Below are 23,873 nucleotides of genomic sequence, written 5' to 3'. Positions count from 1 at the left end.
GTCCATGTCCGACGTGCCGGATCCAGGCCCGTCCTCGCAGAGCCGCTGGCCTCTCATCTACGTCCTGCTCGCACCCGCGGTCGTGCTGCCGCTCTGGGTCTCGCTGTACGACCGGGAGGACCCGTCGTTCCTCGGGTTCCCGTTCTTCTTCTGGTTCCAGTTCGCGCTGATCCTGATCGCCGTCGGCCTGACCGTCCCCGCGTACTTCCTGGCCAAGCGCGCCGACCGCGCCGATCGGGTGCGCCACGGCCTGGCTCCTGAGCCGCCCGTCCACGAGCCGGGCCGCGGCAGCGGGGAGGACGGCCGATGATGAACGACGTCAACGGCGTCGTCTTCGGCGTCTTCATCTTCCTGTTCCTGCTCGTCACCGTGCTCGGCTTCGCCGCCGCCCGGTGGCGCCGCGCCGACCTCGACAGCCTCGACGAGTGGGGCCTCGGCGGGCGCGGCTTCGGCACCTTCATCGCCTGGTTCCTCATCGGCGGCGACATCTACACGGCTTACACCTTCATCGCCGTCCCGGCGACGCTGTACGCCGGATCCGCGGTCGGCTTCTTCGCCGTGCCGTACACGATCGTGGTCTACCCGCTGATCTTCCTCTTCCTCCCGCGGCTGTGGTCGGTGAGCCACCGGCACGGCTACGTGACGCCGGCCGACTTCGTGCAGGGCCGCTACGACAGCCGCGCGCTCGCGCTGGTCGTCGCGCTCACCGGCATCCTCGCGACGATGCCCTACATCGCGCTGCAGCTGGTCGGCATGGAGGTCGTGCTGCAGGTGATGGGCATCGGGTCCACCGACAGCAGCTGGTTCGTCAACCACCTGCCGCTCTTCATCGCGTTCGTCGTGCTGGCGGCGTACACCTACTCCAGCGGGCTGCGCGCGCCGGCGCTGATCGCGTTCGTGAAGGACACCCTGATCTACGTCGTGATCATCGTGGCGGTGCTCTACATCCCGTCGCAGGTCGGCGGGTGGGACCACATCTTCTCGACGGTCGGCGACTCGTTCGCCACCTTCAACGCCGACAACGCCGACGCCATCGCCGCCGGCGACGCGGCGCCGAAGGCGACGATGCCGCCCGAGCTCCTGCACTGGGCCTACGGCAGCCTCGCGCTCGGATCGGCGCTCGCGCTGTTCATGTACCCCCACTCGGTGACCGGCGTGCTCTCCACGCGCAGCCGCTCGGTGATCCGCCGCAACGCGGCGCTGCTGCCGGCGTACTCGTTCCTGCTCGGGCTGCTCGCGCTGCTCGGCTTCGTCGCGATCGCGGCGGGGGTGAAGGTCGAGAACCCGCAGCAGTCGGTGCCGCAGCTCTTCGAGGAGCAGTTCAGCCCGTGGTTCGCCGGGGTCGCGTTCGCGGCGATCGTGATCGGCGCGCTGGTGCCGGCCGCGATCATGTCGATCGCCGCCGCGAACCTGTGGACGCGCAACATCTACAAGGCGTTCATCAACCGGCAGGCGACCCACGCGCAGGAGGCGACCCAGAGCAAGGTGGTCTCGCTGGTGGTGAAGTTCGGCGCGCTGGTGTTCGTGCTCGCGCTGTCGAAGGACTTCGCGATCAACCTCCAGCTGCTCGGCGGCGTCTGGATCCTGCAGACGCTCCCGGCGATCGTGATCGGGCTCTACACGCGGTGGATGCACCGCTGGGCGCTGTTCGCGGGCTGGGCGGTCGGCATGGCCTGGGGCACCTGGCTGGCGTACGGCGTGGAGTCGCCCGTGCAGGACCACTTCGGCGGTCCGCTGGTCAACTTCCCCGGCACCGAGACCAAGGTCTACATCGCGCTGGTCGCGTTCCTCGCCAACCTGCTGGCCGCGATCGTGCTGACCGTCGTGTTCCGGGCGATGAACGTCGCCGAGGGCGTCGACCAGACCCGGGCGCAGGACTACCACGCCGACGCCGGCGACCCGGGGGTCGAGGACGAGCTCGAGCCGCTGGAGCCGGTCCGGCCCTAGGTGGACCGGGTCGTGTGCCTGACGCCGCGCCCTGCCGCGTGCTCAGGCACACGACCCGTCCCCCGGGCGGGACACCTCTCCCGCTATCGAATACTTGTCAGTAAGGTCGAGGTGTGACTCCCTCCTTCGACCTCGACCAGGACCAGCTCGATCTCCGTGACTGGGTCCACCAGTTCGCCGCGGACGTCGTCCGCCCGGCGGCCGCCGAGTGGGACGAGCGGGAGGAGTTCCCCTGGCCGGTCGTCGAGGAGGCGGCCAAGGCGGGGCTCTACTCGGTCGACTTCCTCGTCGCCCAGGCCCTCGACGAGACCGGGCTCGGCTTCCCGATCACGATGGAGGAGCTCTTCTGGGGCGACGCCGGCATCGGCCTGTCGATCGTCGGCACGTCGCTCGCCGCGGCCGGCGTCCGCGCCAACGGCACCGACGAGCAGGTGGCGGAGTGGGTGCCGGCGATGTACGGCACCCCGGGCGACCTGAGGCTCGGCGCGTTCTGCTCCTCCGAGCCCGACGCCGGCTCCGACGTCGGGGCGATGCGCACCCGCGCGACGTACGACGAGGCCGCCGACGAGTGGGTCATCAACGGCACCAAGACCTGGGCCACCAACGGCGGCATTGCCGACGTGCACGTCGTGACCGCGGTGGTCGACCCGGAGCTGCGCACCCGCGGCCAGGCCAGCTTCGTGGTGCCGCCGGGCACCAAGGGCCTCAGCCAGGGCCAGAAGTTCCAGAAGCACGGCATCCGCGCCTCGCACACCGCCGAGGTGGTGCTCGACAACGTGCGCGTGCCCGGCCGGTGCCTGCTCGGCGGCAAGGACAAGCTCGACGCCCGCCTCGCCCGCGCTCGCGAGGGAAGTGGCGCCCGTGGCAATGCCAGCATGGCGACCTTCGAGCGCACCCGCCCCGCGGTCGGCGCGCAGGCGATCGGCATCGCGCGCGCGGCGTACGAGGTGGCGCTCGACTACGCGGGGACCCGGGAGCAGTTCGGCAAGCCGATCATCGAGAACCAGGCGATCGCCTTCGCCCTCGCCGACATGGCGACCTCCATCGAGGCGTCCCGCCTGCTGGTGTGGCGCGCGGCGTGGATGGCCCGGCAGGGCAAGACGTTCGAGAACGCCGAGGGCTCGATGTCCAAGCTGTTCGCCGGCGAGACCGCGGTGAGAGTGACCGGTCAGGCCATGCAGATCCTGGGCGGCAACGGCTTCACCCGCGAGTACCCCGTCGAGCGGATGGCCCGCGACGCCAGGATCTACACGATCTTCGAGGGCACCTCCGAGATCCAGCGGCTCGTGATCGCGCGGTCGATCTCGGGGGCGCCGATCCGCTAGCTGCAACCACTACTCAGCGCAGGCGGACCCGTGCGCTGACGACCGGGTGGTCGGTGGTGCGGTTGACGAGCGGCGAGCGGTCGACGCGCGCGTGGCTGAACCGCACCTGGCGGTTGCCGAGGATCCAGTCGACCGGGGCGCGGTTGGGGACCCCGCAGCGCCCGTCCCGGTGGGACCTGCCGTAGGTCGAGTGCATGACGCCGTTGCGGGTGAACGGGCAGAGGAACGCCTCGCGGTCGTTCATGTCGCCGGTGAGGAACACCGGCGCGTGGTGGCGCCGGGAGAGCCGGGTGGTGACGCGCTGCTCGATCCGCGTGGCCTCGGCGCGCCAGTGCCGGGCGCTGCCACGGGTGTCGGCCGGGTGGTGGGTGTTCATCACGTAGATCGCGCGGTGGGCCTGCTTCGACCGCAGCTTGACCACCGGCATCGGCTGCCGCCGGCCGTGGAAGTACGGCACGGGCACCGTCCAGCCCTTGACGAACTCGAACTGGTCCCGGCGCCAGGCGATCGAGTTCTCGGACACGCCGCGCTTGCCGGTGAAGACGCGCCACCGGTCGGTGCTCTTCCGGAACGGCCGCAGCTGGCGCTTGTTCAGCTCCTGGAAGCCGACCACGTCGATGCTGGAGCGGTTCAGGATCTTGACGACGCGGTGGATGCGGACGCCGGACCGGTCGAAGCCCCTGCGCGCGCTGGGGCCGTCGGTGTGGACGCCCGCGAGCACGTTGAACGACGCGATGCGGAAGTGGGTCCTGTCGGAGCGCTGCGCCGCGGGTTCGGTCACCGCGGCGGTCGGGGCGGCCAGCAGGCCGCCGGCGACGGCGACCGTGACGAGGATGGTGAGCAGAGGACGGGCAAGACGAGGAAGGGGCACGCGAGCTTTCCGGGCTGGGCGCCGGCGACCGGGGCCGGAGCGGAGGGGTCAGGGACGGCTCCTCCCCCGTGCGGAGCTTCGGGGAGGCTACCCACGACCCTGGAGCTCACTCGTGTCGTATGTCACGCACGGCCGGCAGCACGGTCTCGCAGACCAGCCGCAGGCTCTCCCACGACGGCTCGGCGGGCAGGCCGCCGCACGCGGGGTGGCTCGTCACCAGTCGGATCTCCCCGGAGCGGCACCGGTCGACCAGGTCCTCGGCCGTCAGGACGACGTACACCCCGGCCGCACGCATCTCCTCGACGGTCCGGGAGCGGTCGACGACGTACGACCCGGCCTCGCCGTGCCACTGCTGGTAGGCGACGGCGTCGGCGAGCAGGTGGTGGCCGTAGCGCTCCCAGAACTCGTCGGGGTCCGCGGCGCAGAAGACGTTGGCCGGTCCGCCCTCCGGTGCGCGCAGCACGAAGCCCGGCTCGCGACCCGCCTCGCGGCAGGTCGCGTCGTAGATCTCCTTGAGCGCGGTGTCGCCGTGCTGGGGCTGGAAGTTCAGCCCGAGCCGCGCCGCCCGGCGCGCGGCCGCCGGCGAGCCGCCGCCGTAGAAGAGGAAGGGGTGCGGCTCGGAGTACGGCGTGGGCGTGGTCGTGCCCGAGGCCCAGGCGTCGAGCACGGCGGCGATGCGCTCCTCGATCTCGGCGCCGCGGGTGGTCCAGGGCCGGTCGTAGAGGGCGTACTCCTCCGGCCGGTAGCCGAGCCCGAACGTGTAGGCGACCCGTCCCTTGCTGAGGTGGTCGAGCACCGCGATGTCCTCGGCGAGCCGCACCGGCTCGTAGAGGTTGACCAGCAGTGCCGAGACCGTGATCGGCACCCGGCTGGTCACCGCCGCGAACGCCGACGCCACCACCAGCGGGCTCGGGAGGTAGCCGTCGTCGGCAGCGTGGTGCTCGGACACCATGAGCGCGTCCATGCCGTGGCGGTCGACGTACGCCGCCTGCTCGACGGCGCGGGCGAAGATCTCCTGCCGGGTGGCGGCGTCGACGCCGGGCGCCCGGAAGTCGTAGCGGGTGGCGAACTGGGTGCGCGGCATGGCGCCCAGCCTCCCAGAACGAGTGGAACGCGTTCCAGTTTCCTCAGGGTGCGGCCGCATTCGCCGATGTGGCGTGTGTTCGAGCGCACGGACGCCCACGCCTCTCACCTCGGGAACCCGGATGACCACCACCGACCGCGCGCTGCCCACCCGTCGACTGGCCCTGCGGATCGCGGGTCTCGCCACGGCGGTGCTGGGCGGTTCCCTCGCCGCGCCCGCCGAGGCCGACCACGGCCCGAAGAAGGGCAAGCGCAAGCCCGAGGCCGGGCACGGGCCGCGGAAGCACAAGCCGAAGCAGCAGAAGGCCAAGAAGCCCGGGAAGCCCCGGAAGCCGAAGCGGCCGAAGAAGCCGACGCCGAGGCCGCCGGCGCAGCCCACCCCGCCGCCGGCGTCGAAGCCCACGCCCAAGCCCACCCCCAAGCCGACGCCCAAGCCCCCCGCGCCGACGCAGCCCACGGTCTACACGCCGGGCAGCTACCCGGCCACGGCGGTGCTCGAGCCCGAGGCCCGGCACCTGGTCAACCGGTTCAGCTACGGCCTCACGCCCGCGCTCGCGAGCGAGGTGCGCGCGGCCGGCGGACACCTCGCGTGGTTCGACGGGCAGCTCGCCACGGCGTACGACGGCAGCGCGGACAACCTCGACGACTGGTGGCCCGACCTGCACCGGACCCCGGTCGACGTCTACCAGCGCAGCCGTGACGGCATCCGCGGCGGCTGGGAGGTCGGCTACGACTACGGCCGCCGCGCGATGGCGCGGCGGATCACCTCGCCCCGCCAGGTCCTCGAGGTGATGACGGAGTTCTGGGAGAACCACTTCCACGTGCCGGGCGCGGCCGACAACAACTTCGTCTTCCGCGCGGAGTACGGCGAGAAGATCCGGGCGGGCGCCCTCGGGCGCTTCGCGGACCTGCTCCCGACCGCCGTCCTGCACCCGGCGATGCTCTTCTACCTCGGCGCGCACGCCTCGACGAAGACGAAGCCCAACGAGAACCTCGGCCGCGAGCTGCTCGAGCTGCATACGGTCGGCATCGGCAACTACACCGAGGCCGACGTCAAGAACTCCGCCCTGATCCTCACCGGCCACCGCGTCGACGCCTACAACACCTGGGCGGTGAGCTACCAGCAGACGTGGCACTACGTCGGCCCGGTGCGGGTGATGGGCTTCTCGGACCCCAACGCGAGCCCCGCCGGCGCGGCCGTCACCGCGCGCTACCTCGACTACCTCGCCCGCCACCCGGCCACCGCCCGGCGGATCGCGACCAAGCTGGCGCGCACGTTCGTCAGCGACACCCCGCCGGGGTCGCTGGTCGACCGGCTCGCGCAGGTCTACCTCGACCACGACACCGCGATCGCGCCGGTGCTCCAGGCGCTGGTGCGCTCGCCGGAGTTCGCCGCGTCCGTCGACGCGAAGCTGCGCGACGCCGACGAGGACGTCGCGGCGACGTACCGCCTGCTCGGCGTCACGCTCGCGCCGCCCACGGCGAGCGACTCCGCCGCCAACCAGATCTACTGGCAGGTGGGCAACCTGGGCCTCGCGCCGTTCAACTGGCCGCGCCCCGACGGGCAGCCGGTCGACAACGCCGCGTGGTCGTCCCCGACCCGGGTGATCGCCTCGATGTCCCTGCACTGGAACATGGCCGGCGGCTGGTGGCCGAAGAAGGACGCGACCTACCGCACCGCTGCCGCCTGGCGCCCGCAGGCCGAGCCGGTCGCCTTCCGCGACCTGGTCGACCACCTGTCGCGGATGATCCTGCACCGCCCGTCGACGGCCACGCTGCTCCAGGCGTGCTGCGAGGCGACCGACAAGGCGCCGACCGCGCTGATCTCCGCCGCCAGCGACATCTACGGCTGGCGCGGGCCGCGCCTGCTCGGGGCGATCCTCGACTGCCCGGAGTTCTACGCGAAATGACCACCTCCGACCGCCGGGAGTCCATCCCCATGACGAACCCTGCCGCCTGCGGTTGCCCCGACACCGGCACGGCGCCCGTCTCCGCGTCCCGTCGCGGCGTGCTGCGCGGCGCCGCCCTCGCGGGCGCGACCATGGCGTTCGGGTCGACCGTGGTCACCCTCGACGCGCGGCACGACCCCGCCGCGGGGGCGACCCCGGCCCGGTCGGTGATCGTGCTGCTGTCGCTGCGCGGCGCCGCCGACGGGCTGTCGCTCGTCGTGCCGCACCACGACCCGGCCTACTCCGCCGCGCGCCCGGGGATCCAGGTCCCGACCGCCTCCCTACTCCGGGCCGACGCGTGGTTCGGCCTGCACCCGGCGCTCGCGCCGCTGCTGCCGCTGTGGGACGCGGGCAGGCTGGCGGCGGTCCACGCCACCGGCCTCCCGGTCGCGAACCGCTCCCACTTCTCCGCGATGGAGGAGATCGAGGACGCCGATCCCGGGTCCGCGGCCCGAGTGGGCTGGCTGAACCGGCTGGTCGGTGCCGCGACATCCGACTCGGCGCTCGAGGCGCTGGCCGTCGGCAACGGGCTGCCGGCGTCGTTGCTCGGCCCGGAGCCGGCGATGTCCTTCCGCTCGCTGGAGACCGCGACCGTCGCCGGTGACGACCAGTGGGACCCGGACCGCACCCGGATGCGGTCGCTCGCGACCCTGTGGCGGTCGTCGACCTCGCCGCTCGCCGGCGCAGCGCGTACGGCGCTGGACGCCGTGGTCAGCCTGGAGCCGGCCAAGGCGCAGGCGAACAACGTCGCGACGTACCCGAACAGCGACCTCGGCCGGGCGCTCTCGGCGGTGGCGCGCACGCTGCGCGCCGACCTCGGCGTCTCCGCGGTGACCGTCGACAGCGGCAACTGGGACATGCACGTCGGCCTGGGCAAGCCGACCTCCGGCTGGCTGCAGCGCAACGCGGCCGACCTCGCCGGCGGGATCGCGGCCTTCTTCGCGGACCTCGGCACCGTCGCCGACCGGGTCACGCTCGTGACGCTGAGCGAGTTCGGGCGCCGCGTCGCTGAGAACGGCAACGGCGGCCTCGACCACGGCTGGGGCAACGTCATGTTCGTCGCCGGCGCGGGCGTCAAGGGCGGCCGCTACTACGGCGAGTGGCCGGGCCTGCAGAACTCCGCGGACGCCGACCTCCAGGTGACGACCGACTTCCGCAGCGTGCTCGCGGAGGTCGTGCGGACCCGGACGTCGGCCAGCGTCGCCTCGGTGTTCCCGGGCTTCGCCCCCGAGACGCTGGGCTTCATGACCAGCCTGTAGGCCTACAGGTCGATGCCGCGGTTGACCCAGTTCTGGGTCACCCGCATGCCGACCTTCTCGTAGAGCCCGAGCGCGCCCGTGCGCGAGTCGGTGCTGAGACCCGACGTCAGGGCGCCGTGGTCCCGGGCCGCGGTGAACGCGTCGACCAGCATCGCTTGGGCGATGCCCTGGCCGCGCTGGTCCCTGCGGGTGGCCAGCCGGTCGACGTACCCCTCGGTGCCGAACGGGTAGACCAGCGTCACGCCGACCACCGCGCCGGACGGGTCGGCGACCAGGCGCAGGTTCCAGGACTCGAAGCCGGGCCGCTTGATCGTGCGGGCGACGAAGTCCTCGAAGGGCTCGCGGTCGCGCTCCGACCACTCGAGGAAGGCGTCCTCGAGCACGGTCCAGCAGGCCTCGTGGTCGTCGGGGGTCGCCTCGCGGAGGGTGTAGCCGTCGGGGAGGTCGCGGTGCGGCACCGTCGCGCCCTCGGGCAGCTGGAGCACCCAGCTGTTCCAGCGCACCCGGTAGCCGAGGGCCTCGAGCAGCCGGTCGCCGGCGGAGTCCAGGGGCACCGGCATCCCGACGACGGACGCGCCGGCCGCGCGGGCGCGCTGCTGCATCCAGCCCGCGAGCATCGTGCCGAGGCCACGGCCGCGGTGCTCGGGGTGCACGGCTGCGTCTCCGCGGTCGGAACCCATGTACTCGGCGTACGCGACCAGCCGGTCGCCCTCGAAGACGCCCATGGTGCCGGCGCTGACGTCGTACGACGGGCGCTGCCAGTCGCCCACGATGTCGGCCTCCTCGATGGCGACCTCGCCGGTGTCGTGCAGCTCCTGGGCCGCCATCACCTCGAACACCGCGCGGGAGTCGGACATCGCCAGCGGCCGCGCCGTGAGGCCGGTGGGCAGGTCGAGCAGCTCGGACATGGGCGCAAGTGTCGCCGATGACCGCCTCCCACGCCGTGGATTTTGCCGAGGTTCGCCGATCTGCGCCTCAGGCACGGGTCGGCACCGCCGATCAGGGGGGTGTTCGACACGGATATCGATCACCTCGAGGACACGGACGTCCGCCATGACTGTTGACACGACCCCTGAAGCGCCCTCGCGCCGCCAGGCCCTCCGGCTCGCCGGAGGCACGGCCGCCGCGGGCGCCCTCGCCGCGACCGTCGGCGCCGCGCCGGCTGAGGCCGGCGAGCGGAAGCAGAAGCGGAAGCGCAAGCGGTTCTACCGCCCCGGCCGCTACGCGCGCACCACCGTGCTGCGGCCTCCGGCCCGGCACCTCGTGAACCGCTTCAGCTACGGCATCACCCCGGAGCTGGCGGACGAGGTCACGGCCGCCGGCGGCCACCTGGCGTGGTTCGACCGGCAGCTGGAGACGGCGTACGACGGCACCGCCGACAACCTCTGCGACTGGTGGCCCGACCTGCACCGCGACAGCGTCGACCTCTGGAACCGCACCACCTCCGGCGCGCGTGGCGGCTGGGAGGTCATGTGGGACTACGGCAACCGGACGCTGATGCGGCGGATGGTCTCGCCGCGCCAGGTGCTCGAGGTGATGACGGAGTTCTGGGAGAACCACCTCCACGTGCCCACCAACGCCGACAACATCTACGTCTACCGCATCTCGTACGGCGACGTGGTCCGCCAGCACGCGCTCGGCCGGTTCGAGGACCTGCTCAAGGCGACGACCACCCACCCCGCGATGCTGATGTACCTCGGCAACGCCGGCTCCACCAAGGGGCACCCCAACGAGAACCAGGGTCGCGAGCTGCTCGAGCTGCACACCGTCGGAGTCGGGAACCACACCGAGGACGACGTGAAGAGCTCGGCTCGGATCCTGACCGGGCACCGCGCCGACCTCTACAAGACCTGGCAGCCGTACTACTCGCCGAAGGACCACTGGACCGGCCCGGTGCAGGTGCTGGGCTTCTCCCACCCGAACGCCGCGGCGGACGGCCACGCCGTCACGGACGCCTACCTCTCCTACCTCGCGCACCACCCGGCGACCGCCCGCCGGATCGCGACCAAGCTGGTGCGGGCCTTCGTCAGCGACGCCGCGCCCGCGAGCCTCGTCGACCGACTCGCGGAGGTCTACCTGGCCAACGGCACGGCGATCGCGCCCGTGCTCCGGGCGCTGGTGCGCTCGCCGGAGTTCAGGTCCGCGACCGGCCGCAAGGTCCGCGACGCCGACGAGGACGTCGTGGCCACCTACCGCGTGCTCGGCGTCGAGGTCAGCCCGCCCAAGGACGGCGCCTCGGCCGCCAACCAGCTCTACTGGCAGGTCGCGATGCTCGGCCTGGCGCCCTTCACGTGGCCGCGTCCCGACGGCCAGCCGGTCGACAACGGGTCGTGGTCGTCGCCGACCCGGGCGCTGTCGTCGATGACCTTCCACTGGGACATGGTCAACGGCTGGTGGCCGGGGACCGCCGTGAAGTTCCCGCGGCCGCGCTCGTGGATGCCGCGGACCCGGCCGATGACGTTCCGCGACCTCGTCGACCACCTGTCGCGGCGGCTGCTGCACCGCCCCTCCACCTCGGGGCTGCTGCAGGCCTGCTGCGAGGCGGCCGAGGTCGACCCGGACACCCGGGTCGGCCGCGGCTCCCCGGTCTTCGAGGGCGCGTGGCCGCGGGTGGTTGCGACCGTCCTCGACAGCCCCTCCTTCTTCCAGCACTGAGATGTCCGACCCCACGGAGGACCCCATGAGCGCCCTGCCCCTCGAGCACCCCCACACCGGGGGAGAGCCCGACTGCGACTGCCCCGGCACCAGCCGGCGCGCGCTGCTGCGCAGTGCCGCCCTGGTGGGTGCGACGACCATGTTCGGCACCGCCGCCGTGACCGTCGGACCCGCCGCTGCCGCAGCGCCACGGCGTACGCCGTCGAACGCCGTCGTCGTGCTCTCGCTGCGCGGCGCCGCCGACGGCCTGTCGCTGGTGGTCCCGCACGGCGACCCGGCGTACTACGCCGCCCGGCGCAGCATCGCGGTCCCCCAGGCGTCGCTGCTCGCCGCCGACGGGTTCTTCGGCCTGCACCCCGCGATGGCGCCGCTGCTGCCGCTGTGGACGGCCGGCAAGGTCGCGGCGGTCCACGCCACCGGCCTACCGGCGCCGAACCGCTCGCACTTCGCCGCGATGGAGGAGCTCGAGGACGCCGACCCGGGCTCGACCGAGCGGGTCGGCTGGCTGAACCGCCTCGCCGGCACCCGCGCCGCGGCCGGGTCGTCGCTGCCCGCGCTCGCCGTCGGGCCCTCCATCCCGACGTCGCTGGTCGGCCCCGCCCCGGTGATGGCGTTCGGGTCGCTCGAGAGCGCTCGGGTCGCCGGCGGCGACCGGCGCAGCGACCCCCACGGCAGCCGCCTCAAGGCGCTGCACACGCAGTGGGACGACTCCCGCACCGCGCTCGGATCCGGGTTCCGCGAAGCCCTGGACGCGGTCGTCGACCTCGCGCCGGCGCGGGCGGAGAAGGCGCGCCGCGGCACCTACCCGGACGGCGACCTCGGCGACGCGCTGTCGTCGGTGGCCCGCACGCTGCGCGCGAACGTCGGCGTGACCGCGGTCACCGTCGACAGCGGCGACTGGGACATGCACGTCGGGCTCGGGCGCGACGGCACCGGCTGGATGGCGGAGAACGCCGCCAGCCTCGCGGGCTCGATCGCGGCCTTCTTCACCGACCTCGGCCCCGTGGCCGAGCGGGTCACGCTCGTGACGGTCAGCGAGTTCGGCCGACGGGTCCAGGAGAACGCCAACGGCGGCCTCGACCACGGCTGGGGCAACGTCATGCTGGCCGTCGGCGGCGGCGTCCGGGGTGGCTACCACGGCACCTGGCCCGGCCTCGAGAACTCCCTCGACGCCGACCTCCGGGTCACCACGGACTACCGGAGCGTGCTCGCGGAGATCGTCGCCGCGCGCACGACCGCCTCGACGGCCGCGGTCTTCCCGGGGTTCCAGCGCCAGCGCGTCGGCTTCATGCTCGGCCAGTAGGCGTCTGCGACGTACGACGACGGCCCGCCCCCTGCCGGGGACGGGCCGTCGTGTGTCGTACGTCGGTGCTCAGGCGCCTCAGGCCTGGATGGCCGAGATGTCGAACTCGAGCTTGATCTTCTCGGAGACGAGGACGCCGCCGGTCTCGAGCGCGGCGTTCCAGGTCAGGCCCCAGTCCTTGCGGTTGATGGCGGTGCCACCCTCGAAGCCGATCCGCAGGTTGCCGAACGGGTCGCGCGCAGAGCCGGTCGGCTCGAACGTGACCGTCACCGAGTTGGTGACGCCCTTGATCGAGAGGTCGCCGGTGATGACCCAGTCGTCGCCGTCGCGCTCGACCTTGGTGGAGGAGAAGGTGATCTCCTTGTTGTTGTCGGCGTCGAAGAAGTCGGCCGAGCGGAGGTGGCCGTCGCGGTCGGCGACACCGGTGTCGATGCTGGCGGTCTGGATGGCCAGCTGGACCTTCGAGTTGCCGGGGTTCGCGGTGTCGACGTGCGCGGTGCCGGCGAAGTCGGTGAAGTGGCCGCGGACGGTGGTGACCATCGCGTGGCGCGCGCTGAAGCCGATCCGGCTGTGAGCGGCGTCGATGGCGTAGTCGCCGGAGATGTCCTCGACGGCCGCGGTGGGGGCGTCGAACTGCTCGGCGGACTTACGGTTGAAGAACGACATGCTGTCTCCTGGTCGAGGGGGGTTTGTTGAACCTTTGACCACATGAACCGGACCGCGGTCCGATTCATTCCCTCGGGTATCCGGGATCTTCCCGGACATGCATCGGACCCGCCCCGAGCAGGGGCGGGTCCGCGCTGGACTCGGTCTGTCGAGCTCGGGTCAGGCGGCGTGCGAGACGTGCGTCGGGGTCGACGTGCTGTCGATCCAGCGCGCCTCGAGGTGGGTCCGGCCGTCGGAGTCGATCACCGGCACCCAGGTCTGCACGAGGCCGTTGGCCATGCTGTTGTCGCTCATGGGATACCTTTCGTTCACCTTCTGTTCACCAAGGCTACCCGATCCCCACCCGAACCCGTGCATTTCGGCAAAATCGCGTGGTTCTGCTCCACCTGGGCGGGTCGCGCCCGGAGCGGGCACGGGTCCATCGCTCCACTCACGCGGGACCGTTCGATCTCTGTCCGGTGACCCGCCGGTCGGGGATCCGGGCAGGTCTGCCCAACATTGGGCAGATTCCTGCCCGAATACGGGCAACAACTTGCGACTCGGCCGCCCGAACCGCACGATCGACGGGTGTCGACGCCCGATCCCGCCCTGGTCACCCGCATCGCGACCAGCACGGGCCTCTCGCCCGCTGAGGCGGAGCGGGTGGTGGCGGACGTCGTGGCGTTCCACGCCGAGTCGGTGGAGGACTACGTCCGGCGCCGGCACACCCAGCTGAAGACCTACGGCGCGAAGAACCCGGAGATCTTCGCCCGGATCGCCGAGGAGCTGGCCGACCGCGTGGTCGCCGCACCGCCGCTCTCCGAGCGGCAGCTCCGCCGGATCATCTACGGATAGAGGGAAGTCGGACCATGTGCGGAATCGTCGGGTACGTCGGTGCCCAGCAGGCAGCGCCGCTGCTCCTCGAGGGGCTCACGCGACTGGAGCACCGCGGCTACGACTCGGCCGGGCTCGCGCTGCTCGGCGGCACGGGCATCAAGGTCGCCAAGCGGGCCGGGCGGGTGCGCGGCCTGGCCGACGGGCTGCCGAAGCGCTTCGCCGGCAAGGTCGGCATCGGGCACACCCGCTGGGCGACCCACGGGCCCGCCAACGACGTCAACGCCCACCCGCACACCGACGCCAAGGGCCTGGTCGCGGTCGTCCACAACGGCATCATCGACAACGCCGCCGCTCTGCGGCAGCGGCTGACGGACGAGGGCGTCGACCTCGTCAGCGACACCGACACCGAGGTGCTCGCGCACCTGGTCGCCCGGTCCGAGGCGGACACGCTCGAGGGCAAGGTCGGCGAGGCGCTGGCCCTCGTCGAGGGCACCTACGGCCTCGCGGTCATGCACGCCGACTTCTCCGACCGGCTGGTCGTGGCCCGCAACGGCAGCCCGCTGCTGATCGGGGTCGGCGAGCGCGAGATGTACGTCGCGTCCGACCTCGCCGCGATCGTCCGGCACACGACGACCATCGCCCACCTCGACGACGGCGAGATCGCGACCGTGACGGCGAGCGGCTTCACGACGTACGGCGGAGACCTGCGCCCGGTCAGCCGGATCGCCGAGACCGTCGACATCGACCCGGCGTCGTACGACGCCGGCGAGCACGACTCCTTCATGCACAAGGAGATGGTCGAGCAGCCGGCCGCGGCCGAGCGGGTGCTGCGCGGGCGCCTGGACGACCGGTTCGGGACCGCCCACCTCGGCGGCCTCAACATGGACGCCCGCGAGACCCGCGCGATCCGGCGGGTCAAGATCCTGGGGTGCGGCTCGGCGTACTACGTCGGCCAGATGGGCGCCTCGCTCGTCGAGGAGCTCGCCCGCATCCCCGCGGACGCCGAGGCCGCGAGCGAGTTCCGCTACCGCGACCCGGTGATCGAGCCGGACACCCTGTACGTCGCGGTCAGCCAGTCCGGCGAGACGATCGACACGCTGCTCGCCGTGCAGGAGATCCGGCGGAAGGGCGGCCGGGTGATCGGGCTGGTCAACGTCGTCGGCAGCGCGATCGCCCGCGAGTGCGACGGCGGGATCTACCTGCACGCCGGGCCGGAGGTCGCGGTCGCGTCGACGAAGGCGCTCACCAACATGTTCCTCGGCTTCGCGCTGCTCGCGCTCCAGCTCGGCCGCGTGCGGGACCTCTCGATCGCCGACGGCAAGCGGCTGATCGCCGGCCTCGAGCGGCTGCCGGCGCAGATCCAGGAGGTGCTCGACCGCGAGGAGGAGATCGCCCGGGTCGCGGAGCGGGTGGCGTCGGCCGAGAGCCTCTTCTTCATCGGCCGCGTGCGTGGCTACCCGGTGGCCCGCGAGGGCGCGCAGAAGTTCAAGGAGATCTCCTACCGGCACGCCGAGGCCTACCAGACCTCCGAGCTCAAGCACGGCCCGCTCGCGCTGGTCTCGGAGGAGGTGCCGACGATCGCGATCGTGCCCGACGACGAGCTGACCGACCGCAACGTCGGCGCGCTGCACGAGATCGCCGCCCGGCGCGGGCCGCTCGTCGTGGTCACCCACGAGGGCGTCGACCTCGGCGGCGTCGACGCCCACCCGAACTTCTGGGCCCGGATCGACGTGCCGCGCAACGAGCGCGAGCTCGACCCGATCCTGCTCATCGTCCCGCTGCAGCTGCTGTCGTACCACGCGGCACTCCGCCTCGGCCACGACATCGACAAGCCGCGCAACCTCGCCAAGTCGGTCACCGTCGAGTGAGGTCTTCCGCCGGTCCGTAGGGTCGGTGGGGTGTCGACCCTGACGAGGTGGGTGCTCCAGCACCGGCTGGTGGTGGCCCTCGTCTGGGCGGCCGTCGCGGTCGCCGGAGCCGCCACGGCGCCGACGACCGTCGACCGGCTCGGCTACGAGTTCGCGCTGCCCGGGCAGCCGGCGTACGAGACGAACCAGCGCATCCTGTCGACGTACGGCGGCGGTGGCGGCGACGACCCGCTGCTGCTGGTCGCCCGCGGCGACGGTGCGGCGGACCGGGTCCAGCAGGCGGCGGACCGGGTCGTCCGCGAGGTGGACCGCACCCGCGTCGTCACCCCGGCGGACGACCCCGCCCTGGCCGCGGGCGGGTCCGCGGTCGCGGTCGTCTATCCGCCCGTGACCCCCGGGGCGGAGCCCTACGCGGCCGCGCAGCCCGGAATCGAGCGGGTGGTCGCGGAGGCCGACGACGTGGTGCTCAGCGGGTTCGGCGTGCTCGCCGAGGGCGGACAGTCCGGGGACCGGGGGGTGCTGGTCGAGGTGGTGCTCGGCGGGCTGGGCGCGTTGGTGGTGCTGGCGCTGGTCTTCGGCTCGCTGTTGGCGGGGCTGCCGCTGCTGGTCGCGGCGGTGTCGATCCTCGGGACGTTCCTGGCCCTGCTCGGCCTCACCTACCTCACCGACGTGGTCTTCGTCGTGCAGTACCTCGTCGCGCTGATCGGGCTCGGTGTCGCGATCGACTACTCCCTGCTCGTGGTCACCCGATGGCGCGAGGAGCGCGACAGCGGCGCGTCCAACGGCGAGGCCGTGCGCATCGCGATGGGCACCGCCGGGCGCAGCGTCCTCTTCAGCGGCGTGACCGTCGCGGTGTCGCTGGCCGCGCTGGTGCTCGTTCCGCTGCCGTTCCTGCGCAGCATCGGACTCGGTGGGCTGCTGATCCCGCTCTTCAGCGTCGCGACGGCGCTGACCCTGGTGCCGGCGCTGCTGAGCGCCGCGGGACCACGACTGCTGTGGCCGCGCCGGCGACCGGCGCGGGCGCGCTCGGCGTTCTGGGAGCGCGTCGCCCGCGCGGTGGTCGCCCACCGGTGGCTCACGATCGTCGCCACCACGGTCGTGCTGGTCGCGCTCGCGCTGCCCGTGCTCGGCCTCCGGCTCGGCTCCCCGTCGCTGTCCGGCGTGGCGTCCGAGTCGGCTGCGTCCGACGCCGTCACGACGGCCGTGGCCGACGGCGTACCTGCCGGGGTGCTCCGTCCCGTCGAGGTGCTGGCTCCGGAGGACGCGGCCGGTGACCTGACCGCCACCCTGAGCGACGTACCCGGAGTGCGGTCGGTGGTCGCGCCGGAGTCGGACGCCTGGTCGGCCGACGGCCGCCGTCTCGTGCAGGTCTACCTCGCCGACGACCCGTCCTCCGAGGCCGGGCGATCGACGCTCGACCGGGTCCGCGCCGCCGCCGGCGACGCCGAGGTCGGCGGCAGCCCGGCGGAGGACGCCGACTTCGTCGAGGCGGTCTACGGCAACGCGATCTGGGTGCTGCTGGCCGTGGTCGTCCTGACGTTCGTGCTGCTGGCGCGCGCCCTGCGGTCGCTGTGGCTGCCGGTGAAGGCGCTGGCGCTCAACGTCGTGTCGATCGCCGCGGCGTACGGCATCACCGTGCTGATCTGGCAGGACGGGCACGGCTCGCAGCTGCTCTTCGGCCAGGACGCGACGGGCGTGATCACGACGTGGGTGCCGGTCGCGGCGTTCGCGTTCCTCTTCGGCCTCTCGATGGACTACGAGGTGTTCATCCTGGCGCGGATGCGCGAGGCGTACGACGCCCACGGGGACACCGATGCCGCCGTCGTCGACGGGATCGCCCACACGGGCCGGCTCGTCACCTCCGCGGCGCTGATCCTCTTCCTCTCGTTCGTCGCGCTGGCGACGGTCCCATCCATCGAGGTCAAGATCCTCGCCACCACGCTGGCGCTCGGGATCCTGCTCGACGCCGTCGTCGTCCGCGGGCTGCTCGCCCCGGCGCTCGTCGCGGTGCTCGGCGACGCGAACTGGACGCTGCCACGCCCGCTCGCCAGGGTGCTGCGCGTCGACGCGCCGCGGAGCTGAGTCTGGCGAAGTCGGCCACGGTCTAGTAGGCAATGGGCGTGCGTCTCGCCGCGGTCAACCTGCATCCGGTCAAGAGCACCGCGATCCGGGCGGTGCCGTCGGCGTACGTCGGGGAGTCGGGCCTGCGCGGCGACCGGGAGTGGATCGTCGTGGCCGGCGACGGCACGCTGGTCACCGCCCGCGAGCTGCCCGACCTCTTCCGGATCGTCGCGGACACGCCCGAGACGGGCGGGCCCGCCGGGACCCACCTGCGGCTGAGCGCCCCGGGCGCCGGGACCATCGACGTGGAGCGACCCATCGACGGTGCGGGGGTCGAGGTGGCCGGGCTGCCGACCTGGCGCGGCCGGGCGGCCGACGGCGACGCGGACCGCTGGCTCCGGCAGGCACTCGGCCACGACGGGCTCCGGCTGGTGTGGTGCGACGACCCGCGGCGCCGGCAGCTCCGGCGCGAGCCGTTCCGGCCCACCGACACCGCCGTCTTCCAGGACCAGTCCCCGGTCAGCCTCGTCACCACCGCCTCCATGGAGCAGCTGGGCTCGTGGATGGGCGCGGACCTGCCGGTCGGCAGGTTCCGGCCGAACCTGGTCGTCGAGGGCCCGCTGGAGGCGTTCGCCGAGGACTCCTGGTCGCAGCTGCGGATCGGGTCCGCCACGCTGCGGGCGGTCGGGCCGATCGACCGATGCGTGATGACGACCATCGACGCGACGACGCTGACGCGGGCGAAGGAGCCGATCCGGACGCTGTCGCAGCACCGGAAGTGGGACGGCAAGACCTGGTTCGCCGTACACCTGGTCGTCGACGGGCAGGGCGAGCTCGCCGTCGGCGACGAGGTGCTGCCGGAGGCGGCGCAATCGGCCGGTCGGTGACGCAGCCCACCGCGACCGCGAAGGTGTCGGCGCTCGCCGCAGCCACTACCGTTGACGGGTGAGCAACGAGACAACCGACGACACGCTGACCCCCGAGGTGACGTTCGCCGACCTCGGACTCGCCGCCCCCGTCCTGAAGGGCCTGTCCGACGTCGGCTACGAGACGCCCTCGCCGATCCAGGCCGCGACGATCCCACCGCTCCTCGAGGGCCGCGACGTCGTCGGCCTCGCGCAGACCGGCACCGGCAAGACCGCGGCGTTCGCGCTGCCGATCCTGTCGCGCCTCGACCTCGCGCAGAAGACCCCGCAGGCGCTGGTGCTCGCGCCCACCCGTGAGCTGGCGCTGCAGGTGTGCGAGGCGTTCGAGAAGTACGCCGCCCACATGAAGGGCGTCCACGTGCTCCCCGTCTACGGCGGCCAGGGGTACGGCGTACAGCTCAGCGCCCTGCGCCGCGGCGTGCACATCGTCGTCGGCACGCCCGGCCGGATCATGGACCACCTCGACAAGGGCACGCTCGACCTGTCGGAGCTGCGGTTCCTCGTGCTCGACGAGGCCGACGAGATGCTCAACATGGGCTTCGCCGAGGACGTCGAGACGATCCTCGCCGACACCCCCGAAGACAAGAACGTCGCGCTCTTCTCGGCCACCATGCCCGCGCAGATCCGCCGGATCTCCAAGAACTACCTGCGCGAGCCGCAGGAGATCACGGTCAAGAACAAGACCGCGACCGCCTCGAACATCACCCAGCGCTACCTGATCGTCAGCTACCCGCAGAAGGTCGACGCCCTCACGCGCATCCTCGAGGTCGAGAACTTCGAGGGCATGATCGTCTTCGTCCGCACCAAGAACGAGACCGAGACGCTCGCCGAGAAGCTGCGGGCCCGGGGCCTCTCCGCCGCGGCCATCAACGGCGACGTCGCGCAGGTGCAGCGCGAGCGGACCGTCAACCAGCTCAAGTCGGCCAAGCTCGACATCCTGGTCGCCACCGACGTCGCCGCTCGCGGCCTCGACGTCGAGCGGATCAGCCACGTCGTCAACTACGACATCCCCACCGACACCGAGTCGTACGTCCACCGCATCGGGCGCACGGGCCGGGCCGGCCGCAGCGGCGACGCGATCTCGTTCGTGACGCCGCGCGAGCGCTACCTCCTCAAGCACATCGAGAAGGCCACCCGGCAGCCCCTGACGCAGATGCAGCTGCCGACGATCGAGGACGTCAACGTCACGCGGCTCTCGCGCTTCGACGACGCCATCACCGAGGCGCTCGCGCAGACGACCCGCATCGAGCGGTTCCGCGACATCATCGGCCACTACGTGCGCGAGCACGACGTGCCCGAGGCCGACGTCGCCGCCGCGCTGGCGGTCGTCGCCCAGGGCGAGACGCCGCTGCTGCTCGACCCCGACACCGACGACCTCCGCCCGCCGCGCGAGGAGCGTCCCGCGCGGACCCGCGACGACCGTGGCGGCGACCGGGGACGCGGGCCGCGCGAGCGCCGGCCGCGCCGGCACTCCGACGCCCCGATGGCGACGTACCGGATCGCCGTCGGCAAGCGGCACCGCGTCGAGCCCCGCCAGATCGTCGGCGCGCTCGCCAACGAGGGCGGCCTGTCCCGCGAGGACTTCGGGCACATCGACATCCGCGGCGACCACTCGCTCGTCGAGCTGCCAGCAGACCTCCCCGGCGACGCCTGGGACCGGCTGCGCGGCACCCGCATCTCCGGCAAGCTCATCGAGCTCTCCCGCGACGCCGGCGGCCCGCCCCGCGAACGCCGGTCCGACCGTGGCGACCGCCCCGACCGGAAGCCGCGTCACAAGAACCGTTGAGTCCCGACTCAACCTGCCATCAGGTGCGCGACCATCGCGCCGGCCGCGACCTGACCCGATGCGGCGGCGGTGAGCACGGACGCCATCGGCATCGGCAGCGCGGCGACGTGGGCCATGTCGCCGGCGGCGTGCACGCCCGGCAGGCTGGTGCGGCCCATCGCGTCGATCTCGACGCAGCCCGACGGCAGCAGGGTCAGCCCGAGCTGCTCGGCGAACGGCGCTGACTGCTCGAAGCGGGTCGAGACGAAGACGCCGCCGTACTCCTCGCTCGTGCCGTCGGTGCGGACGATCCGGGCGCCGTCGGCGGTGCGCTCGAAGCGCGCGACGTCCTCCTCCGGCACCAGCGTCACGGAGGACGCGACCGGGGCCATGATGCCGAGGAGGTGCGCCGCGTCGCCGACGACGGCGACCGACTTGCCGGCGAACTCGTGGCCGTGGCAGAACGGGCAGTGCGCGACGACGTCGCCGAAGAGCTCGGCGAGCCCGGGCTTGTCGGGCAGGGTGTCGCGGAGTCCGGTTGCGAGCACGACGCCGCGCGTGGTGATCGCCTCGTCGCCGAGCGACACCACGAAGCCGTCGCCGCTGTCCGCAGCTATGGCAGCGACCCGGGTCGCGGCCTCGCTGCGGATCGTGGCGGTGTCGTACGCCGAGATGTCCTTCTGCGCCGCGGCGCGGAACTCGGCCGGCGGGGTGCCGTCGTGGGTGACGACGTTGTGCATGTGTCGGGCAGGGTCGTTGCGGTAGCTGCCGGAGTCGAGCATCAGGACGCGCCGGTGCACCCGGGCGAGCGTGAGGGTGGCCTGGAGGCCCGCGGGGCCGCCGCCGATGACGACGGCGTCGTACTGGAAGTCAGAGATTGCCATGTGCACGAGGATCTGACTTCATGTTGACATGAAGTCAAGTGAGCGTGGCCGGGAGCTCTGGTCGATCGGGGAGATGGCGGCGAGGTTCGGCCTGGAGACCCACGTGCTGCGGCACTGGGAGGACGTCGGCCTGCTGACGCCGGACCGGGACGGCGCGGGTCGTCGGCGCTATGACGAGGACGACCTCGTGCGGATCGCGGTGATCCTGCGCAGCAAGGCGGCCGGCATGAGCCTCGAGCAGATCGGCGTGATGCTCGACGCCGGTGCGGCCGACCGCCACCGGGTGCTCGAGGGCCACATCGCCGACCTCGACCGCCGGATGGCCGAGATGGCGCGCTCGCGGGAGATGACCGAGCACGCGCTGCGCTGCCGCGCCCACGACATCGCGACGTGCCCGCACTTCAAGGCGGCCGTCGAGGACCTCGTCGCAGGGCGAGGGATTCCGCTCTTCCGCAGCTGATCGAGACATGGTCCTCAGGCCGTCTCCCGCTTGTCGCAGGGCTGCTCGTGTGACCCTGCTGGTAGAACCGACGTCGTGCGTCTCCTGCTCCCGATCGTCGCTCTCACCCTGACCGGCTCCCTCGTCGCCTGCAGCGGCGACGAGGACTCGGGACCCGATCCGGAGGAGGCCGCCGGCGCGCTCGCCGAGGCGTTCGTCTCGGGCGACTTCGCGGGCGTCGGCCTCCCCGCCGACCGCGACGCCGCAGGTGTGGCGGACGAGTACGCCGAGGTGGTCGACGGCATGGGCGACCTGACGCCGGTGGTCTCCGCCGGCGACGTGCAGGAGGGCGAGGAGGGCGAGGAGGGCGAGGCCGCGACCGCGTCCTTCGCCTGGACGTGGCCGGTCGGCGGCGAGGAGTGGAGCTACACGACCGAGGCCGAGATGAACCTCGTCGACGACGAGTGGCAGGTCGCGTGGGACCGCGACCTCGTCGAGCCGTCGCTGCAGTCGGGATCCGTCCTCGACCTCACGACGATCACGGGCGACCGGGGGCTGATCCTCGGCAACAAGGGCGACACGATCGTGACCGACCGGTCCGTGACGCGGTTCGGGATCGACCGGTCGCAGGTGCCGAAGGCGCGCGCCGGGGCCTCGGCGCGACAGCTGGCGCAGCTCGTGGGCATCGACGCCGCGGCGTACGCCAAGCGGGTCGAGGCGGCCGGCGACAAGGCGTACGTCGAGGCGATCGTGATCCGCAAGGACGACGTGCCCGTCGACGTCGCCCAGGGCTACTCCGCCATCCCGGGCGCGGTCGCCATCGCCGACGACCTCCCGCTCGGCCCCAGCCGCGAGTTCGCGCTGCCGATCCTCGGCACGGTCGGCGAGGTCACCGCGGAGATGATCGAGGAGGACCCGGACCGCTACCAGATCGGCGACCAGGCCGGCCTGTCCGGGCTGCAGGCCCGCTACGACGACCAGCTGCGGGGCACCGACGGGGTCGTCGTGAACGCCGTGGCGTCCGACGGCCAGGAGCGCGAGCTCTACCGCGTCGAGGCCCAGCCGGGCCGGCCGCTCGAGATCACCCTGGACCTCGAGCTCCAGCAGGCCGCCGAGGCCGCGCTGGCGGGCGTCGGCCCCGCGAGCGCCCTCGTGGCGATCCGGCCGTCCGACGGGCACATCCTCGCCGCGGCCAACGGGCCGGGCACGAACGGCTACAACTTCGCGACGTACGGCCAGGCGGCCCCGGGCTCGACGTTCAAGACCGTGAGCAGCCTGGCGCTGCTGCGGGCTGGGCTGACCCCGCAGACCGTGGTCCCGTGCACGCGGGAGGTCGTCGTCGACGGCAAGCCGTTCGAGAACTACGACGACTACCCGAGCAGCGCGCTCGGCGACATCCCGCTGAGCACCGCGGTCGCGAACTCCTGCAACACGGCGTTCATCGCGAACGCCGAGAAGCTCTCCGACGGCGACCTCGCCGGCGCCGCTGCGTCGCTCGGGCTCGGGATCGACCACGACCTCGGCTTCCCGGCGTACTTCGGCCAGGTGCCGACGCCCCAGTCGGAGACCGAGGCCGCCGCGGACATGATCGGCCAGGGCGGCATCCTGGCCTCCCCGATGGCGATGGCGACCGTGATGGCGTCGATCCAGGCCGGCGAGACCGTGGTGCCGCGACTGGTGAAGTCGGTCGACGTGTCGGTCCCGGGCGAGGCGGCGCCCCTGAGCGGGCAGGAGGTGACCGCGCTGCAGCAGATGCTCCGCGGCGTCGTCACCTCCGGCAGCGGCAGCGCCCTGGCCGACGTGCCCGGCGGCCCGGTGATCGCGAAGACCGGCACCGCCGAGTTCGAGCGCGACGGCAAGGTGCTCCTGCACGCCTGGATGGTGGCCGCCCAGGACGACATCGCCGTGGCGGTCTACGTCGACGAGGGCCAGTCGGGATCCGGCACCGCCGGGCCGGTCCTGGAGCAGTTCCTGCGGTCGCGTTAGCGGGGCCGCGGTTCCTGGCCGGGTGCGGGTGGCGGTGGCTCAGCCACCCTTTCGGGCCGCAAGAAGGTGG

20 protein-coding genes are annotated in these 23,873 nt (G+C 72.6%); 14 read left to right on the top strand and 6 right to left on the bottom strand.

Annotated features, from left to right (window positions below; genetic code table 11):
• Nucleotides 1–4: 4 nt before the first annotated feature.
• The 3 genes from ACFQQI_RS14475 (at nucleotide 5) to ACFQQI_RS14465 (ending at nucleotide 3,272) form a co-directional block, all read left to right on the top strand.
• Nucleotides 5–310, top strand: coding sequence for a DUF3311 domain-containing protein (locus ACFQQI_RS14475; RefSeq protein WP_378564505.1), 306 nt, complete (start codon nucleotides 5–7; stop codon nucleotides 308–310).
• A complete protein-coding gene (gene mctP / locus ACFQQI_RS14470) occupies nucleotides 307–1,947 on the top strand; it encodes a monocarboxylate uptake permease MctP (protein WP_378564502.1) in 1,641 nt (546 codons plus the stop codon). The genes ACFQQI_RS14475 and mctP overlap by 4 nt, the downstream gene beginning before the upstream one ends.
• Nucleotides 1,948–2,060: 113 nt before the next feature.
• Entirely contained in the window at nucleotides 2,061–3,272 is a 1,212-nt protein-coding gene (locus ACFQQI_RS14465) for an acyl-CoA dehydrogenase family protein (protein WP_378564499.1), read from the top strand.
• A gap of 13 nt (nucleotides 3,273–3,285) precedes the next feature.
• On the opposite strand, the gene ACFQQI_RS14460 is transcribed toward ACFQQI_RS14465, so the two are convergent.
• Entirely contained in the window at nucleotides 3,286–4,143 is an 858-nt protein-coding gene (locus tag ACFQQI_RS14460; protein ID WP_378564496.1) for an endonuclease/exonuclease/phosphatase family protein, read from the bottom strand.
• A gap of 106 nt (nucleotides 4,144–4,249) precedes the next feature.
• Complete coding sequence (locus tag ACFQQI_RS14455) at nucleotides 4,250–5,227, bottom strand: LLM class flavin-dependent oxidoreductase (protein WP_378564493.1); 978 nt, start codon at nucleotides 5,225–5,227, stop codon at nucleotides 4,250–4,252.
• Nucleotides 5,228–5,348: 121 nt separating this feature from the next.
• Here ACFQQI_RS14455 and ACFQQI_RS14450 point away from each other — a divergent pair, with 121 nt between their 5' ends.
• Nucleotides 5,349–7,136, top strand: coding sequence for a DUF1800 domain-containing protein (locus ACFQQI_RS14450; protein ID WP_378564490.1), 1,788 nt, complete (start codon nucleotides 5,349–5,351; stop codon nucleotides 7,134–7,136).
• A 29-nt stretch (nucleotides 7,137–7,165) separates the two neighbouring features.
• Nucleotides 7,166–8,434 (top strand): DUF1501 domain-containing protein, encoded by a 1,269-nt coding sequence (locus ACFQQI_RS14445; protein ID WP_378564487.1) that lies wholly within the window; start codon nucleotides 7,166–7,168, stop codon nucleotides 8,432–8,434.
• A 2-nt stretch (nucleotides 8,435–8,436) separates the two neighbouring features.
• Here the strand turns inward: ACFQQI_RS14445 and ACFQQI_RS14440 are convergent, their stop codons facing one another.
• Nucleotides 8,437–9,342, bottom strand: a complete 906-nt coding sequence (locus ACFQQI_RS14440; RefSeq protein ID WP_378564484.1) for a GNAT family N-acetyltransferase — start codon at nucleotides 9,340–9,342, stop codon at nucleotides 8,437–8,439.
• 145 nt (nucleotides 9,343–9,487) lie between these two features.
• Between ACFQQI_RS14440 and ACFQQI_RS14435 the strand changes: the two genes are divergently transcribed.
• Both ACFQQI_RS14435 and ACFQQI_RS14430 read left to right on the top strand, forming a co-directional pair.
• Entirely contained in the window at nucleotides 9,488–11,089 is a 1,602-nt protein-coding gene (locus ACFQQI_RS14435; protein ID WP_378564481.1) for a DUF1800 domain-containing protein, read from the top strand.
• A 25-nt stretch (nucleotides 11,090–11,114) separates the two neighbouring features.
• Complete coding sequence (locus ACFQQI_RS14430; protein ID WP_378564478.1) at nucleotides 11,115–12,392, top strand: DUF1501 domain-containing protein; 1,278 nt, start codon at nucleotides 11,115–11,117, stop codon at nucleotides 12,390–12,392.
• Nucleotides 12,393–12,470: 78 nt separating this feature from the next.
• On the opposite strand, the gene ACFQQI_RS14425 is transcribed toward ACFQQI_RS14430, so the two are convergent.
• Entirely contained in the window at nucleotides 12,471–13,058 is a 588-nt protein-coding gene (locus tag ACFQQI_RS14425) for a YceI family protein (RefSeq protein ID WP_378564475.1), read from the bottom strand.
• 159 nt (nucleotides 13,059–13,217) lie between these two features.
• Complete coding sequence (locus tag ACFQQI_RS14420; RefSeq protein WP_378564472.1) at nucleotides 13,218–13,352, bottom strand: hypothetical protein; 135 nt, start codon at nucleotides 13,350–13,352, stop codon at nucleotides 13,218–13,220.
• Between the two features lie 273 nt (nucleotides 13,353–13,625).
• Here ACFQQI_RS14420 and ACFQQI_RS14415 point away from each other — a divergent pair, with 273 nt between their 5' ends.
• The 5 genes from ACFQQI_RS14415 to ACFQQI_RS14395 are packed head-to-tail and all read left to right on the top strand — an operon-like array spanning nucleotide 13,626 to nucleotide 20,515.
• Nucleotides 13,626–13,892: a hypothetical protein gene (locus tag ACFQQI_RS14415; protein ID WP_378564469.1), complete on the top strand. Its 267-nt coding sequence runs from the start codon at nucleotides 13,626–13,628 to the stop codon at nucleotides 13,890–13,892.
• A 14-nt stretch (nucleotides 13,893–13,906) separates the two neighbouring features.
• Entirely contained in the window at nucleotides 13,907–15,742 is a 1,836-nt protein-coding gene (glmS, locus tag ACFQQI_RS14410; RefSeq protein WP_378564466.1) for a glutamine--fructose-6-phosphate transaminase (isomerizing), read from the top strand.
• A gap of 30 nt (nucleotides 15,743–15,772) precedes the next feature.
• Entirely contained in the window at nucleotides 15,773–17,824 is a 2,052-nt protein-coding gene (locus ACFQQI_RS14405; RefSeq protein WP_378564463.1) for an MMPL family transporter, read from the top strand.
• 38 nt (nucleotides 17,825–17,862) lie between these two features.
• Nucleotides 17,863–18,690 (top strand): MOSC domain-containing protein, encoded by an 828-nt coding sequence (locus ACFQQI_RS14400; protein WP_378564460.1) that lies wholly within the window; start codon nucleotides 17,863–17,865, stop codon nucleotides 18,688–18,690.
• A 58-nt stretch (nucleotides 18,691–18,748) separates the two neighbouring features.
• Nucleotides 18,749–20,515 carry a DEAD/DEAH box helicase gene (locus ACFQQI_RS14395; protein ID WP_378564457.1) on the top strand — a complete coding sequence of 589 codons (1,767 nt, stop codon included), beginning with the start codon at nucleotides 18,749–18,751 and terminating at the stop codon, nucleotides 20,513–20,515.
• A gap of 8 nt (nucleotides 20,516–20,523) precedes the next feature.
• Here ACFQQI_RS14395 and ACFQQI_RS14390 read toward each other — a convergent pair whose 3' ends face one another.
• Nucleotides 20,524–21,378 (bottom strand): NAD(P)/FAD-dependent oxidoreductase, encoded by an 855-nt coding sequence (locus ACFQQI_RS14390; RefSeq protein ID WP_378564454.1) that lies wholly within the window; start codon nucleotides 21,376–21,378, stop codon nucleotides 20,524–20,526.
• 28 nt (nucleotides 21,379–21,406) lie between these two features.
• Here ACFQQI_RS14390 and ACFQQI_RS14385 point away from each other — a divergent pair, with 28 nt between their 5' ends.
• Both ACFQQI_RS14385 and ACFQQI_RS14380 read left to right on the top strand, forming a co-directional pair.
• Nucleotides 21,407–21,838, top strand: a complete 432-nt coding sequence (locus tag ACFQQI_RS14385) for a MerR family transcriptional regulator (RefSeq protein WP_378564451.1) — start codon at nucleotides 21,407–21,409, stop codon at nucleotides 21,836–21,838.
• Nucleotides 21,839–21,913: 75 nt separating this feature from the next.
• On the top strand, nucleotides 21,914–23,803 hold the full coding sequence (locus tag ACFQQI_RS14380) for a penicillin-binding transpeptidase domain-containing protein (protein WP_378564448.1): 1,890 nt from the start codon (nucleotides 21,914–21,916) through the stop codon (nucleotides 23,801–23,803).
• Nucleotides 23,804–23,873 lie beyond the last annotated feature (70 nt).

The sequence above is a fragment of the Nocardioides sp. GCM10030259 genome (assembly GCF_042666375.1).
GTDB lineage: Bacteria > Actinomycetota > Actinomycetes > Propionibacteriales > Nocardioidaceae > Nocardioides.
The sequence above is the reverse complement of the archived record's forward strand: the minus strand, read 5'-3'. Positions and strand labels throughout refer to the sequence as shown.

Coding starts and splice junctions, on each gene's coding strand:
- ACFQQI_RS14385 (WP_378564451.1), top strand. CDS start 21,407: ATGAAGTCAAGTGAGCGTGGCCGGGAGCTCTGGTCGATCGGGGAGATG.
- ACFQQI_RS14390 (WP_378564454.1), bottom strand. CDS start 21,378: ATGGCAATCTCTGACTTCCAGTACGACGCCGTCGTCATCGGCGGCGGC.
- ACFQQI_RS14475 (WP_378564505.1), top strand. CDS start 5: ATGTCCGACGTGCCGGATCCAGGCCCGTCCTCGCAGAGCCGCTGGCCT.
- mctP (WP_378564502.1), top strand. CDS start 307: ATGATGAACGACGTCAACGGCGTCGTCTTCGGCGTCTTCATCTTCCTG.
- ACFQQI_RS14455 (WP_378564493.1), bottom strand. CDS start 5,227: ATGCCGCGCACCCAGTTCGCCACCCGCTACGACTTCCGGGCGCCCGGC.
- ACFQQI_RS14450 (WP_378564490.1), top strand. CDS start 5,349: ATGACCACCACCGACCGCGCGCTGCCCACCCGTCGACTGGCCCTGCGG.
- ACFQQI_RS14430 (WP_378564478.1), top strand. CDS start 11,115: ATGAGCGCCCTGCCCCTCGAGCACCCCCACACCGGGGGAGAGCCCGAC.
- glmS (WP_378564466.1), top strand. CDS start 13,907: ATGTGCGGAATCGTCGGGTACGTCGGTGCCCAGCAGGCAGCGCCGCTG.
- ACFQQI_RS14435 (WP_378564481.1), top strand. CDS start 9,488: ATGACTGTTGACACGACCCCTGAAGCGCCCTCGCGCCGCCAGGCCCTC.
- ACFQQI_RS14445 (WP_378564487.1), top strand. CDS start 7,166: ATGACGAACCCTGCCGCCTGCGGTTGCCCCGACACCGGCACGGCGCCC.
- ACFQQI_RS14425 (WP_378564475.1), bottom strand. CDS start 13,058: ATGTCGTTCTTCAACCGTAAGTCCGCCGAGCAGTTCGACGCCCCCACC.
- ACFQQI_RS14420 (WP_378564472.1), bottom strand. CDS start 13,352: ATGAGCGACAACAGCATGGCCAACGGCCTCGTGCAGACCTGGGTGCCG.
- ACFQQI_RS14440 (WP_378564484.1), bottom strand. CDS start 9,342: ATGTCCGAGCTGCTCGACCTGCCCACCGGCCTCACGGCGCGGCCGCTG.